Origin of the sequence: Morganella psychrotolerans (genome assembly GCF_001676155.1) — a bacterium.
GTDB classification, from domain to species: domain Bacteria; phylum Pseudomonadota; class Gammaproteobacteria; order Enterobacterales; family Enterobacteriaceae; genus Morganella; species Morganella psychrotolerans.
This window is the reverse complement of record NZ_LZEW01000001.1, coordinates 407,561-423,397: the sequence shown is the minus strand read 5'-3', so window position 1 is coordinate 423,397 and position 15,837 is coordinate 407,561. Positions and strand designations below refer to the sequence as shown.

Genomic DNA, 15,837 nt, shown 5'->3' with positions numbered 1-15,837 from the left:
GTGATCCTGCGCTTAATCAATAAAAACATCAGGCTCATTATCAATGACAGATAATGAAACCCGGGTAATGGCAGTCTCCTGCCGGTGTTTGTTAATACAAGCTTCGGCAATCAGAGGCAGAAGTTTACCCGCCAGCCCCTGCTCAATAGCTCTTGCGCCGGTTTCTGCTGAATACGGCAGCGATAACAGATACGTTATTAATTCATCCGTATAGCTGAATTCACATTGATACGTTTCACGAATACGTTTGCCTATTTTGTCCAGTGACAGCCGGGCAATGGCAGTCATTTCATCGTCATTGAGGGGATAATACGGAATGATGGTGGTCCGCCCGAGAAACGCCGGTCTGAAATGGTGCAGCAGAACCGGAAAAATCGCCGGTACCAGTTCATTCACCCCCGGACGCCCGTCACGGCAGCGCGCGACAATGTCACTGTCGGCGGCATTGGTGGTCATAATGATGACCGTGTTACGGAAATCTATTTCACGCCCTTCACTGTCGGTGATCCGGCCTTTATCAAAAATCTGATAAAACACATCATGGATAGCGGGATGCGCTTTTTCCATTTCATCGAGCAGTAAAATACTGTACGGATTGCGCCGCACGGCTTCCGTCAGTACCCCGCCTTTGCCGTAGCCGGTATAGCCCGCCGGTGCGCCGAGCAGCATGGAGACTTTATGCGGCTCTTTAAATTCGGTCATATTGAGTGTCACCACCCGGCGTTCGTCACCGCAGAGCACTTCACTCATTGCCAGCGCCGTTTCGGTTTTCCCGACACCGCTCGGCCCGCACATCAGAAAAACACCCTGCGGACGCGCCGGGTTATTCAGCCCGGTACGCGCAATGCGGATAGCCTGCGCGATAGCGGCAACCGGTGCTGTCTGACCTATCACCCGCTCTGCCACGCGGCTTTCCAGCTCTGTCAGCCTGGTGATTTCATCCCCCGCCAGATGTCCGGCGGGAATGCCCGTCCACATTTCAATAACCGCCGCAATATGGGTTTCATCCACGGCATCCGCAGCATCCTCCGGTGTGACTGAGTGCGATACCGCAAGACCGGCGCAGGCGGTATCCAGCAGGCTGATCGCTTTGTCCGGCAATTGCCGTTCCGGCAGATAACGGACAGATAACCGCACAGCCGCCGCCAGTGCCGCGTCGGTTACCGGCAAACCATGATGTTGTTCCAGCACGGGGCGCAGCGCACTGAGAATACTCAGTGTTACGGATTCATCCGGTTCAGCGACTTTTACCGGCTGAAAACGGCGGGTCAGCGCGGGATCAGGTTCAATGAATTGTTTATATTCCGACCAGGTTGTCGCGGCTATTGCCCTGAATTCACCGCGCGCCAGTGCCGGTTTCAGAATATTGGCAGCGTCTCCCTGCCCGGCACTGCCGCCTGCACCAACCAGGGTATGCGCTTCATCGATAAAAATAATTTTTGGTGTGCTCCCGGCGCGGATCTCTGCCAGTACATTTTTCAGGCGTTGCTCAAACTCACCCTTCATCGCCGCACCTGCCTGCAATGCAGTCAAATCCAGCTCCCATACTTCGCAGCCGCGTAAACGCGCCGGAACCTGTCCGTCACAAATTTGCTGAGCCAGACCTTCTGCTATGGCGGTTTTTCCGACACCTGCCTCCCCGACCAGGATCGGGCTGTTCTGGCGGCGGCGGCAGAGAATATCCAGCATCTGCCGGATTTCACTGTCGCGCCCGATAACCGGGTCCAGTTTTCCCGCGCGCGCAAGTGCCGTCAGGTCGCACATGGTTTCCAGCAGTGTTTCCGGGGCTGACATACTGATCGCGGGGGCAACATCCGCTTCCGGCAGGGTTTTCAGTTGTGCCGCCAGCCAGCCGGGATCAACCTCCTGCGCCCACGCTGTTACCGCTGCCGGTATTCCCGGGCACGCGGCGGGCTGGCGTAACACCTGCAAAATATGCAAATCGCTGATACGTTGCCCGCATTGATTCAGCGAAGTATGTAGCCAGAGGGTTTTCATCAGCTCAATCAGTGCCGGGGCAAAAACCGGCGAGGTACTTGCCTCCGGCACTAATGCCGCCAGCGCATCATGCAAACAATTTTGCAGCACCGGTGACCCGCCCTGCGCCGCACACCAGTGCAGGTCACGCCGTTTCGCTATTACCAGAAACCAGTGCAATGGCGTGATGGCACTGTGATGACGGCGCACACATTCCTGTGCCGCCTCTTCCAGTGTGGTAATGAGTTCAGGGGATAACCGTTTGATTAAATGGTTTAAATCGATAGCCAGCATAACTATTCCTTGTCAGATCCTTGTCAGAGACAGATATTCCGTCCCAATAATGATGGCGTAACAGCCAGTTGCGCAGGGAGTATCAGTGCCGCTGACGGGCGGATAATCACCTGCCACAAAACCGGACGGCGGAGAAAGGTGCGGAGAAATTGCCCGCATAACCGGTCACGCAGCCCGCCGGGCTGCCACTCGTCATACACCCGCAGACTGTCTGCATATATCGTCATAACCAGATGTGCGGTGCGAAGCAGACAATGGCTGCCCAGCATCGCCCCGCCGCCGAGAAGCCGTTCTGTTCCCGCGCGCGGGGTATACGGCACGCGGACAGGCGGCGCATAGTGAAAGTCGGTCCGCTGTGCAAAATAAGCCGATGCCAGCCTGCTGAGTGCGCGCAGCCGGACATTGCCGCTCAGGGTCATCCCTATTCCCGGGTAACAAACGCTGTCTTCAGGCATCAGTCCCTGTAACAGCCGGGTAAGGGGTAATGTCTCTGGTGTGGAATCAGCCGTAACCCGCTGTTTTTTATTAATGTTGCTCTGTAATGTGTCGCAGCATTTATCAAAAATACGGAAAAAATCCTGTGGTGCACACTGCTGATGCACCTGTGCGTATTCCGCCACCCGCCCGGTAATACAGCGGGGCAATACACCATCAGAGCCGAGCAGCCCGGGGGGATTACGCCGCTTCATCCGTTCATCTCAGCAGACAATCTCAGCGGGCAGTGATGTGCTTCACGCACATTTTCCTGCCAGCGCAATGTCAGTTGTATAAATTCATCATCATCACTCAGCACAATAAAAACCGCTTCCAGCAATGCGGCAAAAAATGCCGTTCCCGCAACCGGGGCGCTTTGTGAAAGTGTGACCGTAATATGCTGTCCGGTGAGAGTCAGCGGGGTGTTCTGATAAAAACGGACAGTAACCCCGGTCGAGGAAGTGACATCGTCAATTGCCGCTATCAGGCGGGAAAGCACCGGTGCGGATTGTCTGTCATACAGAGTAAGTAAGGCTTTCAGTGGTGCCGCGCCCTGCGGGCTGCGGATAAGATCAGACAACCGCGTGTGCCGGTGATGCATAAAGAGCGCGTCCGGGTCCGGTTGCGATATCAGCGGGGTGAGTAACGGGCGCTGCGTTGCCGACGCGCGGTACGCCAGCGGCTCTGCCCGCAGGGAATTTACCGCCGACGTTACCGCGCAACGGGTGGCTGCCGCGCCCTGAGTTACCCTTGTGCGCAGCACCCAAAGTCCGGATGTTTCTGTTTCGCCGTCTGTCCGCGGCTCAGACCGTATGGCATTAAGATGAGTTACCGCGCCATCATCTGCACACACCGCCTGCCAGTACCAGCGGGAGGGAATACCTGCGGTTTCATGATACAACTGCGCGACCGTGGCAGACGGCAGCGTGCTGATATCCGTCACTTCTTCCACAGAATGCAGAATGAAATCCGCGTGTGTGTCTGTGCAGATCCGGTGCGGATTGGTATCCCGGGTAATGCGCAGCGGCTCAGTCTGATGGGGGAAACAATTTGTCAGTACCGCACTGAACAGTGTGATCGTACTGTTCTGATCAAATACCGCCGGATCAGGCGGCAGTTCACGGAACAGAAATTCCAGGCTGAATGTCCGTTCACGGCAGTGAGTAAGGACATCACCAAGTTGCAGCATCACCCCGGTGTGGCGCTCCGGGCGCCACAATGCATGATACAGCAGTGCACTGACCGTATCGCCTGTCTCTGCGCTGTGGCTCAGGGGCAGACGGTGACAAATATGTGCCGGTAAAAAAAAGGACGGTTTCCCCGGCGGTCAGGCGGATCCCCGCACACAGGCGGTGAACAGTGTCATCTGCCTGCCACGGCGCTTCACCTTCTCCGGTAAAATTCAGCGTCAGTGAAGAGAGCGGCAGCGCCGCCAGTGTCACGCCGGGTGCGGTCACCGACAGTGTCAGGAGAAGCGAACAGGACGCACTGTACATGTGTCCGTTTTCCCGGTACGCCGTGTCCCGCGCAATAAATTGCTGTGCCGTCAGTGCCAGCGGCAGAAGTGTCAGCGGCGCCTGTGTCCGCCAGTACAGCGTTTCCCCTGTGTGACTCTGAGTACTGAACGGCGTATCCGCCGGGAGTTCTGTTGCCTGCATCGCTTCCGGTTGCGGCGTGAATATCACCGGCATCAGTGCCGGAACCGGGCGTAAATAATCAGGAAATGCCATGCGGATCAGCGTTTCCGTCAGCGCCGGCGCAATACGATCCAGCCGTTGTGCGGTTAGCCCGTTGAGAAATGCCACGCCGTCAATCAGCGCACGCAATTGCGGATCTGTGATTTCCCGGTATCCGATCCCCAGTAATTGCGCCTGATGCGGATGCAGCCGGGTAAATTCAGCCAGCCCTTCCTGTAACAGACGCCGCTGTTGTTCAAAATAGTGCAGTGTCGTATTACGCATGACTGTCCCCGCTGCTTATCATCTGCCCGGTATTAAAATCCAGGCACGCCTGCAGACTCAGTTCTCCGCCGCCGAGCGCGTCAATCAACCGTGCCGTAATCTCAAAACTGACCTGATGCTGCTGATACGCCTGCAATCCGGTACAAACCGTTACCTGTTGCAGACGGGGTTCATAAAGCCGGATAAGCGCTTCAATTTCCTGAGTGATAACAGTGAGATGAAACTTTCCCTGCGAGCGCAGCAGGTGACTCAGCCCGAACGTGGTTATTCCGCCTGCCCGCGCCGCAGGCTTTTGACCCGGCCAGACCGGCGCGCGGGCATTGATAATCTGATACAGGTGCGCCACAACGGAGCGGTAAGGATCACTGAGATACGGCAAATCGTCCGCATCATGACACAGGCGCTCAAGCAGACTCACGACAGCACCTCATTTTGCGGGCGCGTAAACCAGAGCGCGATATCCACTTTTGCTTCGCTGATATCATACTGATACTGTGGTTGCAGACAGATACGGCACCGGTAGCGGGTCGGGTCTGCGGCATCAGCACTCATTTCAACACCGGCCTGACGCAGCGGATAATCGGCCATAATGGCTTCCTCCCCGTAATCCACATCACTGACATACTGTTTCAGCCAGCGCTCGACTGACTGCTGACACGCCGCCAGGGTTTCAAAACTGCCGATTTTGTCGCGGATTTGCGCTTTGATGGCATGCGCAAACCGGCAGGCCATCAGGTTGGTCTGTAACATTGTCAGTTGCCGCCAGTGAGGTGCGGGCGGCTGCCAGACACTGTGATGACTGAAAAAACCGTACTGCCCGCTGAGATAGAGGGAGGTACAGGCAGTCAGTCCCTGCTCTCCCCAGAAGCTGTCCTGCTCACAGGCGAGATCGGTTTCGGTGATGATAGCCGGCGGCGTGCAACTGTCCCCGCCGGTCAGCGGGGCTATGATCGCACCCTGAGTGGCATTGTCGTCATAGCTGCGCAGAAAACCAAACCAGCTTATCCGCTCAAATTCACGGATAACATTCATGACCAGCAGCCAGGCCGCGTTGCCCCATAATTCTCCGCCTGCCGGGTTATCCGGCTGATACACAAATCCGCAGCGCGGTGCGGTATGCGGATAACGCACTAAAAAGCGGGGTAATGTCAGATATAAAAATCGCGCACTTTCGTGACAACGTAACTTTTCCCACAGGCGGTAATCGTCGCTGCTGAGTATCCTGGCAATCCGTTCCCGGTCAGCCGTGAACCAATGCAGGTCATCACCGGTAAATTTCGGATCTGTCCCCATGATAACCGGGCAGAGTGAGACTTCGCCCAGCTCCGCGAGACGGGTAGCGGTATACAGTTCGTCATACTCATCGCAGCCGGTAAAGACCAGCGGGTGATCCACCAGCAAAAGACCAAAGGGTGTGCCGCCCGCCGTGTTCAGCTCCCGCTGATACAACAGGCGGTACAAAAGGGTATGGCGGATCTCAAAGGCGGTATTCAAATCCCGCGCCAGCGGTGCCCATGCTAAATCAAGCAGGCGGATAATCACCCGCCCGGACCGGCTGACCAGGGCGGTAAGATGCTGAAGGCTGCGCCAGCGGGCTTCCAGTGCACAAAATTGCGGATGATTCAGTACCTGCTGTAACTGCGTACTGCACCGCCGGTCAATCAGATGGATCCACTGCCCGATAAGGGCGCAAAGCCGGTTGTGCTCCTGTTGCTCTGTACCCGCCTGATACTCCGTCATCATCCGTCTTCCTTTTCCTGACTATTCCTTTCCTGAATATTTCTCTTACTAAATCAGCCGCCCGGAATATCGGCCACCATCCGTAAAGACGCACTCAGCGCTTCCATCTGTAGCCACGGACGTATCCACGCAACAGCAGCGTACATGCCCGGGCGTCCGGGTAAATCACTCACGGTGACTTTGGCTTCTGCCAGCGGATGGGTCGCTTTGGCTTCATTGCCGATGGCATTCGGATTCACATATTGATGGATCCAGCGGCTCAGCGCTTTTTCCACATCCGCCGCCGAGAGATTTGAGCCGATACGGTCACGCCCGATTACTTTGAGATACTGCGCAATACGGCTGCTCGCCATCACATAAGGCAGGCGGGCAGAAATTGCCGCATTCGCGGTGGCGGCAGGATCGGTATAACTTTTAGGTTTATGAACCGTCTGCGCACCCATAAAAACGCCATAATTAGCATTTTTATAATGAACCAGCGGCAGAAAACCCAGGTCGCTCAGCTCTTTTTCCCGCTCATCCGTCAGATTGACCTGTGACGGACACATCTGCACCGTGTCGCGGGCATCATTGCGATAAATAAAATTCGGCAGATTTTCCACTTTGCCGCCATTTTCCGCACCACGGACAGCCGTACACCAGCCGAAACGGCGGTACGAATCTGTCAGCAACAGCCCGTAAGCATACGCCGCGTTACTCCAGACAAACTGATCCTGTGACGACACCCGTGCCGAGCCATCTTCGCGCACAGGAAGTTCTTCAAAACTGAAACCGCTGACCGGCGTACCGTTCGCACCATAAGGTGTGCGCGCCAGGGTTTTCGGCAGAGTCAGTGCCACATAGCGGGATTCATCAGATGCGCGGAATGCATTCCAGGCCGCATACGCCGGGGCATCAAAACCGGCGGCAACCGGTTTGCCGTCCGCAAACTGTGTAAATGCCGGAAAATCAAACATGGTGTGACCGGCGGCGGCAACAAACGGTGCATGAGATGCACAGGCCACTTCGCCCATATAGCGCAGCAGGGCGACATCTTCTTCACCGTAGCCGAATTCAAAATCCCCGAGCAGTGTGCCGTAAGGCTGTCCTCCGGCGGTGCCGAATTCCGCCTGATACACCTGATTAAAAAATGGGCTGCGATCAATCGCCGGGGCATTTTCAAACTGTTGCAGCAGTTCTGTCTTGGTAAAATCAGCAAGACGGATTTTTAAATCTGCGCCCAAATCACTGTTTTTCACTAATTTCTGCAAACCAAGCCAACTGCCTTCCAGCCGCCTGAAGTCCGGTGACATCATCACCTTTGATAACTGCGCTGAAATTTTATTGTCGATCGCGGCAATCGCATTGCGCAGCGTGAGTGTCAGGTTTTTATCCCAGCTCACCGTGCCTTCCATTGCCTGGCGTGTCAGTGCGGTCATCAGTTCCCGCGCGGTATCCGGCGGGGTCTGGACGGTCGCCTGCAACGCGCGATCCAGAAAACTCAGCTCAGAAACTGTTTCCTGCCCGGCGGCCTGCGCCTGTAGTGACTCACTCATTGCGGCCCTCCGTTACCGCCAATTCTGACGAGAGCAATTCAAGTGCCTGCGTATTTTGTAATATCTCTTTGAGCAATTGCTCCAGATCACGGGAGCGGTCAGCCTTGCTGAGCAATGTTTTCAGTTGGTTACGGGTATCAACCAGGGATTTAAGCGGCGCTATCTGATCCACCAGATTTTCCGGATGAAAATCCGCCATTGACTGAAAACGCAGTTCTACCGGAAATTCACTGCCATCATCACACAAAGTGTTATCGACATTGAATGTCAGCTCCGGGCTAATCTGCGCCATCACATCATTAAAATTGTCTTTATCAATACCGGTAAATTCGCGGTCTTCCGGTGCGCATTTTTTATCGGCAGATTTATGACCGGAGAAATCCCCGACCACCCCCACCACAAACGGCAATTCCCGGTTTTCTGATTCACCATTTGTTTCAACGTCATAGGTAATACTGACGCGGTTTTTATTGACCCGCTTATGTTGCGCGTTAATTGCCATATCGCTCTCCTTTACGCAGTGGATAAAACGGGAAGCCCGCAGGCTTCCCGCTCAGGTTTACTTCGCGCCGGACAATAATTTGCCCTGAGGCAGGTTGTAGGTCACGATACCGCCCTCTTTCAGCTCACCACCTTCCAGTTCGTAGGCATGTTTCTGCGAAATTTCCACATACGAAAAGGTGATCATTTCATGAGGCTGCGCACCGTCATAACCACTGACGTTGTAGCCGATAAGCCGTGCATGGGAGAGTTTTATCTGGAAATACACTTTCGCGCCTGAACCATCAGCTTCAGGTTTGGTAAATGCGATTTCCACTGTTTTGCCCTCTTTGCCGGGGTTAAACAGAAATGAAAGCAGATCTTCCGATGCGCCATCAATCTGCTTCGCCACATTCACCGGCTGAATAGCAACCATTCCGGAATCGGCGTTATTGCCGTTACCGATATCCATTGCCACATTGCGCGTGCCGCCCCAGCTGTAGGAGTCCACGGCAAACCAGCCGGCTCCGTCCAGCCCGATAACTGTTGCGCCGCCTTTAACATCGACACCATCAATCCGCATATAAATACTGGCCATAACTATCCTTATTATGTGTTGTAATTACCAGCGAAGTGCCGTATTACGGGCATCCGCCGGTGAGTCCGGGTTTTTATCCATAGCCTTATCCCCTGCTGAACCCGGCGCATTACCGAGCTCAGGCAGTGTGGCCATTTGTATTTCATTCAGTCCGGTCAGAGAAAAAATCCGGTCCAGTAATGAACTGTTATCTTCCAGTAAAATTTCCTGCCAAAGTTCAGATAACGACATCTGACCCCAGCGGATAGATTTTTCCAGCAGATAGGAGAGCGGGCTGTGCGGCTCGCTCCGCCTGAAATAGAGCGAAATGTCGCGTAACTGATGCAACGCCACATCCCGGTTATAGTGATTACGCTGGCTGAGCGATTGTAAATCCGGAATACCCGGATGCGGTGCTGCCTGCGCCGGACGGGATTTTTCTGCGACAGTCTCCGGCTCTGTATGAGGTTGTGGAGGGCTTTCTTCCGCCTGTTTTTCAGATAACGGCAGCCCGCAGACTGTCATCACCGCCAGCCGGTAGTCAGTCAGTAAATTAATAAAAAAACCGGGGAAAACATCAGTCGTACTATTTTGAGCAGCAAAGAACGGCACCAGTGGCTGCAAGTGCGCCAGGCAGGCAGAAAGAAAATCAATGCGCTGACGTGCCGCCGCGCGGGCGTCTGGTGTCAGTGGCGGAAAATCCGTAGTTTGGGCACGGCGCTGCTGTTGCAGATAGTGGTAATACGCCATGTCATCTGTCACCGGCAGCAGTAAAACCGCACTGTAAAACAGGCAGCTTTCCGTCCCTGACCCCATAAACAGTGCCAGCTCCTGCAATTTACTCTCTCCGGCACCGGCATCATCACAATGCTGCGGAGGAAGCGATTCCCAGTGCGCGGTTATCTGCTGCGAAAACCAGGACAGGCACAGTTCAAGTGCCTCAAGGGTAGGGTCCAGTAAAATCTGACTGTTGATAAACCAGCCGGTAAGGCTTAAATCGCGGGCGGTACAGCGTAGTACAGGGAAAAGCGCATCGGCGAGCGCCGCCTGATCACTGAGCATCATCTGCTGATGCAGCGCCCGGTCTTCTGCCTCTGTTTGCTGTAACAGCTTGCGTAATGAGGATTGTGCAATATTAAACAGGTTACGCAGCGGGCGGTACAGACTACTGTCTGCCTTTAAATAGCGCCCCTGCGGCTGTGTTTCACTGATTGGCAACAACAGTGCTTTGCGCTCATCCTGAGACAATTTCATTCGCTTCCCTTCGCCTTCCGCCTGTGTTTTCGGATGCAGAAAGTAAACCATACTTAAACGGGCATCACTGTCAGCCATGCGGGGGGATTTTTTAGGTTTACGGCGAAGAAGAGAGCAGAATATTATGGCGGAGAGTTACTTATGACGCGTGTTTATTTTATCTCTTTAAAAGATAAACAAATACAGATACGAATCCCTGTATGCTGTGCGGAGCCTGTTGTGCCTGTTTCCGCGTCTCATTTTATCAGGGGGAAACAGATATTACCGGCGGTGTGGTGCCGGTGGAAATGACCGCGCAAGAGCGGCTTATGGTCTGCCCCCGCTGATAACACCCCCTCATCATCATGATCATGCCGCCTGATGACACCTGTTTTGTACTAACGTTTTCGCCGCCGTTCGGGTAGGATAAAACCATCAAAACCAGAAAGAGAAGGATAAAACAGATGAGTGATTATGCACAGAGTGAAGCTGCCGTGGAAAAAGCGATTGAGAGCAACAATATCACTGCAATGAATGAATTAATGATTAGCCTGGGTGACGCTAACCCGCTGCCGTACGAACAGCGTTATGAACTGCAACAGCGTCTGCGCCAGGCGATTATGGATCATGGAAAAGTACATCACTAGTTAATTTATATTCTGTGCCGGATATTATATAGAATAATCATCCGGCGCAGAGTGTCATGTTAAAACACTTCCCGCACGCATCATCATTATTTAATGTAGCTGTATTTCCTTTGTCACATATCATTATCCGGATGACAGGTCTGCCTGAAACCGTACCATTCCGGACATATCATTCTTATTTATAACAAAATAATCTTATTCGTTTTTTTGATTTTCTATTGAAATATGGCCAATAACACAATGATATTTAATAAAAAATAAAAAAAAAGAGCCTAATATTATGACGGCGAAAAAATCCACGTATTCCCTATGGAGAATCAGGAGAAATGAGAATATGATGAAGATGTTTCACTGACGTGACTATTTACCGTCAGGATTCCTGTTCTGCTTATTCCGAAACATGGATAAGTTAATTTTTGCCAATGCACCGTCCCGGCAGCAATCCCGGGCGGAAATATGTTTTGGGTTATGTTCTCTTGCACAGAACACCGGCAGAGCCTGTAAGGAATACCTATGGAAGTATCAGATTATTCACCGTTGCGAAGTTATTACGCGTACATCCGCAAATTTATTGTTTCACCTGCGACGATGGGGACCATTGCGCCGTCATCCCGCTGGTTGTGCCGCGCAATGGTTCGTCACGTTAACTGGGCAGACACACAGAATTTTGCTGAACTGGGTGCCGGAACCGGCGTTATCACCCGCCAGATTCTGGAACAGATGAGCCCGCAGGCAAACCTGGATGCCTATGAAATTGACCCGTATTTTGTCAGTCTGCTGAATAAATTTCAGGATGACCGGCTGGGCATTTTTTCGGATTCCGCAGAGAAACTGAGCCGCCCGTATAATGTTATTTTTTCCGGTTTGCCGTTTCTCTCAATCGATCGCCGCACCGGATTGCGTATTCTGAAAGCGGTCCGCGATAATATTGAAGTCAGTGACGGGCAGTTTATTCTGTTCCAGTACACCACTAAATTTGAGAAATACCTGCACCGCTACTTTCATTTCCGCAAAGAGCGTGTGTTATTTAATGTGCCTCCGGCGTGGGTGTATATCTGTACGCCGAAAAAACGTCAAATTAATCATTAAGTTCCCGCGATACTCCGATAACGCCGGGGTATCTCTGCCTTTCTGTCCACATGAAATACCGGCACTGAGTAGCGGGAACAGATTGTTGCGCTGATTATCAGCCAAAAACGCCGGTTGAGAGATAGCGGTCTCCGCGATCACAGATAATCGCCACAATCACAGCTCCGGGCTGTGTTTGTGCAATCTTCAGCGCACCGGCAACCGCCCCGCCGGAACTTACACCACAGAAAATCCCCTCCTGCTGCGCCAGTTGACGCATGGTGCTTTCCGCCTCCTGCTGTGTGATATCCAGAATATCATCCACCAGTTGTGGCTGAAAAATACCGGGCAGGTAACCCGGCGACCAGCGGCGGATCCCCGGTATCTGGCTGTTTTCTGCCGGTTGCAGCCCGGTAATATTCACCTGTGGTGCGACTTCTTTCAGGTAACGCCCCACACCACTGATCGTCCCGGTGGTACCCATTGCAGACACAAAATGCGTGATGCGCCCGTCTGTCTGCTGCCAGATTTCCGGTCCGGTTGTCTGATAATGCGCCAGCGGGTTATCCGGGTTATTAAACTGATCAAGCACATAACCCTCACCCGCCGCCGCCATCTGCTGCGCGAGATCCCGCGCCCCTTCCATACCCTGCGCACGGCTGACCAGCACCAGCTCCGCGCCGTAAGCACGCATTGCCGCCTGGCGCTCCGCACTCATGTTTTCCGGCATCAGCAGCTTTAATTTATAGCCTCTGACTGCCGCGATCATTGCCAGCGCAATCCCGGTATTTCCGCTGGTCGCCTCTATCAGGGTATCTCCCGGACAAATTTCACCACGCGCCTGCGCACCTTCAATCATGCTTTTTGCCGCGCGATCTTTTACTGAGCCACCGGGGTTATTACCCTCTGTTTTTACCAGGATTTCTGCCCCGGTGCCCTCACTCAGCCGGGCGAGCCGGATAAGCGGGGTATTGCCGATTACATTACTGATCGATGCCACGTTTTTCTGCCTCTGAATAAGTAAGCTCAAACCATACTGCCACAGCCCCGGTCATGTCACCGGATTTATTGTCATGCGCGGAAAACAGTCAGCGTTCTCAGCAACAGATTGAGATTGTGTCTGCCACATCAGTTCATCCTCCCCGCGAAATACCCGGACACTCTGCGCCGTCAGCCAGACGGACTCCCCGCTGATAACCTCCGGGGCATCCTGCGGTAAAATAACCGTAATCTCATGTCCGGCGGCAGCCGTGGTTACCATCGCTTTGCGGTAATGTCCGTATGAACGGACAGAACACACCTGTGCCACAAAACTTCCCGGTGAGAAAACAGCGCTAAGTGTCAACGCCCACGGGCGCACAAACACACTCACTAATCCGGGTTCTGCCATGAGACTGACCGGCTGGTTTACCCCGCCAATCTGTAAGATACCGCTATCCGTAATCACACCGTTCAGGGTATTTACCTGCCCGAGAAACTCGGTCACAAAGCGGTTTTCTGTATTTTCCTGCAAGGTATCCGGCGCGGCAATCTGCTCAATCTGCCCGTTATGCATCACCACAACGCGATCTGCCACCTCAAGGGCTTCATCCTGATCGTGGGTGACAAAAACAGCGGTAAAATGCAGCGACTGATGGAGTTGACGCAACCAGCGGCGCAGCTCAATTCTGACTTGCGTATCCAGCGCACCAAACGGCTCGTCCAGCAACAGAATACGCGGCTCTGCCGCTAATGCCCGGGCGAGCGCCACGCGCTGTTGCTGCCCGCCTGAAAGCTGTGCGGGATACCGTTGAGCCAGATGCGGCAACTGTATTTTCTCCAGCAGAGCGGTTACTTTTTCATGGATCACTTTTTTTTGACGGCCGGTTTTTGCGCGGCAGAACCGTCAGCCCGAATGCAATATTGTCAAAAACAGTCATGTGACGGAACAATGCATAGTGCTGAAAAACAAACCCGGCGCGCCGCTCTCCGGCAGGCAGATGTGAGACTTCCTCCCCGCCGATATAAAGCTGCCCCCGGGTGTGGGACGTCAGTCCGGCAATAATACGCAGTAAGGTGGTTTTGCCCGAGCCCGAGGGTCCGAGCAGCGCCACTATCTCGCCGTCAGCGACTGAGAGTGAGATATCCCGCAGTACCGGGTCTGCACCGAAATGGTGTGTAAGGTTAGTAATTTCAATGCTCATAATGTCTCCCGGACAACGCCCGCCGAGCCAGATACCAGGACACGCCGTGGCGGATAAACAGTGTCACCACAGCCATCAGCGCCAGCAATCCTGCGGCCGTAAATGCCGCGACGGTTTGATAATCCTGATGTAAGAGTTCCACCTGTAACGGCAGAGTGAATGTCTCACCGCGAATAGCACCTGATACCACAGACACCGCGCCAAATTCACCTATCGCCCGCGCATTGGTGAGGATCACACCGTAAAACAGCGGCCAGCGGATATTGGGTAAGGTAATGTGCCACCAAATCTGGTGCGCCGACGCACCGAGCAGCACCGCCGCCTCTTCTTCCTGCGCGCCCTGACTGAGCATCACCGGTACCAGTTCCCGCACCACATAAGGACAGGTGACAAATATAGTTACCAGCACAATACCCGGCAGCGCAAACATAATCTGTGTATTAAGGTCATCTTCAAAAAAACTGCCCAGCCAGCCATTTGCGCCATACAGTAATAAATAGAGCAAACCGGCGATAACAGGTGACACCGCAAACGGTAAATCCGCCAGCGTCAGTAACAGCTGACGACCGGGAAAACGAAACCGGGTAACAAGCCACGCAAGCAATGTGCCGAAGACCAGGTTTACCGGCACGGTGATCAACGCAACAATCAGTGTCAGCCAGATAGCATGCTGTGTATCCGCCTCGCCCAGTGCTTTCAGGACACCGGCAATACCATCAGACAGTGCGGTCACAAAAATCCAGCCAAGCGGAATAATTAAGATCCCGAGTGTGAGCAGCATCCCGGCGGCAATCAGCAACCATTTTTGCCACGCAAAACGCGGGCGGCGACGGAAATTATCAGCCATGTGCCCCGCCTGTCCGCAAACCAACACGGCTCTGAATAATATTGACGGTAAGAAGCAATACCAGCGATGCCATCAGAATAACGGATGCAATCGCAGTGGCGGCAGGGAAATCAAATTCCTGTAAACGGACAAAAATCAAAAATGAGACAACTTCTGTTTTCCATGCCAGATTTCCGGCAATAAAAATCACCGCACCAAACTCACCCAGGCTGCGGGTAAAAGACAAAACAGTCCCTGCCAGCGCCGCAGGAGCAATTTCCGGCCAGATAACACGGTAAAAAATTTGCAGGCGGGATGCGCCCAGGGTTTCTGCGGCCTCTTCATACTCCGGCTTCAGCGATTCCAGTACCGGCTGCACAGTGCGGACCACAAACGGGATACTGGTGAATGCCATAGCGACTGCAATTCCCACCCAGGTATTCACGACGGTGATATCAAAAGAGTGAAAAAAACGTCCATACCAGCCGTCCGGCGCAAAGAGTGTGGCGAGTGTCAGCCCTGCGACTGCCGTGGGTAAAGCAAAGGGCAGATCCATCAGTCCGTCCAGAATGCGGCGGCCGGGAAAGCGGTAGCGCGTCAGTATCCACGCCATCAGTATGCCGAAAACGGCATTGAACAGGCTTGCGGCCAGCGCGGCTTTAAGTGTAACGCCATACGCGGCAACCACCTGCGGGCTTGTGATCACATTCCAGTACTGCGACCAGCTCATCTGCGCCAGTTGCATCACCAGCGCAGTCAGAGGCAGCAATAAAATCAGCCCGGTATAGAGCAGCGTAAAGCCAAGGGAAAGCCCGAAACCCGGTAAAACCCGCCGCGACATA

The 15,837-nt window shown here is 53.7% G+C and carries 16 protein-coding genes and 1 pseudogene; 3 read left to right on the top strand and 14 right to left on the bottom strand.

Features of this window, described 5'->3' with window-relative positions; all coding sequences use genetic code 11:
* Window positions 1-12: 12 nt before the first annotated feature.
* Genes AYY16_RS02025 through AYY16_RS01980 form a run of 10 tightly spaced genes read right to left on the bottom strand, consistent with a single transcriptional unit; the run spans window position 13 to window position 10,370 of the window.
* On the bottom strand, window positions 13-2,271 hold the full coding sequence (locus tag AYY16_RS02025; RefSeq protein ID WP_067361349.1) for an AAA family ATPase: 2,259 nt from the start codon (window positions 2,269-2,271) through the stop codon (window positions 13-15).
* Between the two features lie 23 nt (window positions 2,272-2,294).
* On the bottom strand, window positions 2,295-2,960 hold the full coding sequence (locus tag AYY16_RS02020) for a type VI secretion system baseplate subunit TssG (RefSeq protein WP_067361348.1): 666 nt from the start codon (window positions 2,958-2,960) through the stop codon (window positions 2,295-2,297).
* Window positions 2,957-3,934 carry a type VI secretion system baseplate subunit TssF gene (locus AYY16_RS02015; protein WP_067361345.1) on the bottom strand — a complete coding sequence of 326 codons (978 nt, stop codon included), beginning with the start codon at window positions 3,932-3,934 and terminating at the stop codon, window positions 2,957-2,959. The genes AYY16_RS02020 and AYY16_RS02015 overlap by 4 nt, the downstream gene beginning before the upstream one ends.
* On the bottom strand, window positions 3,918-4,706 hold the full coding sequence (locus tag AYY16_RS02010) for a type VI secretion system baseplate subunit TssF (protein WP_067361342.1): 789 nt from the start codon (window positions 4,704-4,706) through the stop codon (window positions 3,918-3,920). The genes AYY16_RS02015 and AYY16_RS02010 overlap by 17 nt, the downstream gene beginning before the upstream one ends.
* On the bottom strand, window positions 4,699-5,124 hold the full coding sequence (locus tag AYY16_RS02005; protein WP_067361341.1) for a GPW/gp25 family protein: 426 nt from the start codon (window positions 5,122-5,124) through the stop codon (window positions 4,699-4,701). Before AYY16_RS02005 ends, AYY16_RS02010 begins: the two co-directional genes overlap by 8 nt.
* Window positions 5,121-6,449, bottom strand: a complete 1,329-nt coding sequence (locus AYY16_RS02000; protein WP_067361338.1) for a type VI secretion system contractile sheath domain-containing protein — start codon at window positions 6,447-6,449, stop codon at window positions 5,121-5,123. The genes AYY16_RS02005 and AYY16_RS02000 overlap by 4 nt, the downstream gene beginning before the upstream one ends.
* A 50-nt stretch (window positions 6,450-6,499) precedes the next feature.
* Window positions 6,500-7,981: a type VI secretion system contractile sheath large subunit gene (tssC, locus tag AYY16_RS01995; protein ID WP_067361336.1), complete on the bottom strand. Its 1,482-nt coding sequence runs from the start codon at window positions 7,979-7,981 to the stop codon at window positions 6,500-6,502.
* Window positions 7,974-8,483, bottom strand: coding sequence for a type VI secretion system contractile sheath small subunit (tssB, locus tag AYY16_RS01990; RefSeq protein ID WP_067361333.1), 510 nt, complete (start codon window positions 8,481-8,483; stop codon window positions 7,974-7,976). The genes tssC and tssB overlap by 8 nt, the downstream gene beginning before the upstream one ends.
* Before the next feature lie 57 nt (window positions 8,484-8,540).
* Window positions 8,541-9,059 (bottom strand): Hcp family type VI secretion system effector, encoded by a 519-nt coding sequence (locus tag AYY16_RS01985; protein WP_067361331.1) that lies wholly within the window; start codon window positions 9,057-9,059, stop codon window positions 8,541-8,543.
* 24 nt (window positions 9,060-9,083) lie between these two features.
* Window positions 9,084-10,370: a type VI secretion system protein TssA gene (locus AYY16_RS01980; protein ID WP_067361328.1), complete on the bottom strand. Its 1,287-nt coding sequence runs from the start codon at window positions 10,368-10,370 to the stop codon at window positions 9,084-9,086.
* A gap of 122 nt (window positions 10,371-10,492) precedes the next feature.
* On the opposite strand from AYY16_RS01980, the gene AYY16_RS20730 reads away from it, so the two are divergent.
* From AYY16_RS20730 to AYY16_RS01970, 3 genes are all read left to right on the top strand, one after another.
* A complete protein-coding gene (locus AYY16_RS20730; RefSeq protein ID WP_396672595.1) occupies window positions 10,493-10,618 on the top strand; it encodes a hypothetical protein in 126 nt (41 codons plus the stop codon).
* Window positions 10,619-10,735: 117 nt separating this feature from the next.
* Window positions 10,736-10,918, top strand: a complete 183-nt coding sequence (locus AYY16_RS01975) for a DUF2526 family protein (protein ID WP_067361327.1) — start codon at window positions 10,736-10,738, stop codon at window positions 10,916-10,918.
* Between the two features lie 513 nt (window positions 10,919-11,431).
* A complete protein-coding gene (locus tag AYY16_RS01970; protein ID WP_067361326.1) occupies window positions 11,432-12,007 on the top strand; it encodes a class I SAM-dependent methyltransferase in 576 nt (191 codons plus the stop codon).
* Window positions 12,008-12,104: 97 nt separating this feature from the next.
* Here AYY16_RS01970 and cysM read toward each other — a convergent pair whose 3' ends face one another.
* From cysM to cysT, 4 genes and pseudogenes are all read right to left on the bottom strand, one after another.
* Window positions 12,105-12,986, bottom strand: coding sequence for a cysteine synthase CysM (gene cysM / locus AYY16_RS01965; protein WP_067361322.1), 882 nt, complete (start codon window positions 12,984-12,986; stop codon window positions 12,105-12,107).
* Between the two features lie 51 nt (window positions 12,987-13,037).
* Window positions 13,038-14,169: pseudogene (gene cysA / locus AYY16_RS01960) on the bottom strand (sulfate ABC transporter ATP-binding protein).
* The gene (gene cysW, locus AYY16_RS01955) at window positions 14,159-15,016 is read right to left on the bottom strand and encodes a sulfate/thiosulfate ABC transporter permease CysW (protein WP_067361319.1); all 858 of its coding nucleotides are present in this window, start codon (window positions 15,014-15,016) and stop codon (window positions 14,159-14,161) included. The pseudogene cysA and the gene cysW overlap by 11 nt, the downstream one beginning before the upstream one ends.
* The gene (cysT, locus tag AYY16_RS01950; RefSeq protein ID WP_067361318.1) at window positions 15,009-15,836 is read right to left on the bottom strand and encodes a sulfate/thiosulfate ABC transporter permease CysT; all 828 of its coding nucleotides are present in this window, start codon (window positions 15,834-15,836) and stop codon (window positions 15,009-15,011) included. The genes cysW and cysT overlap by 8 nt, the downstream gene beginning before the upstream one ends.
* Window position 15,837 lies beyond the last annotated feature (1 nt).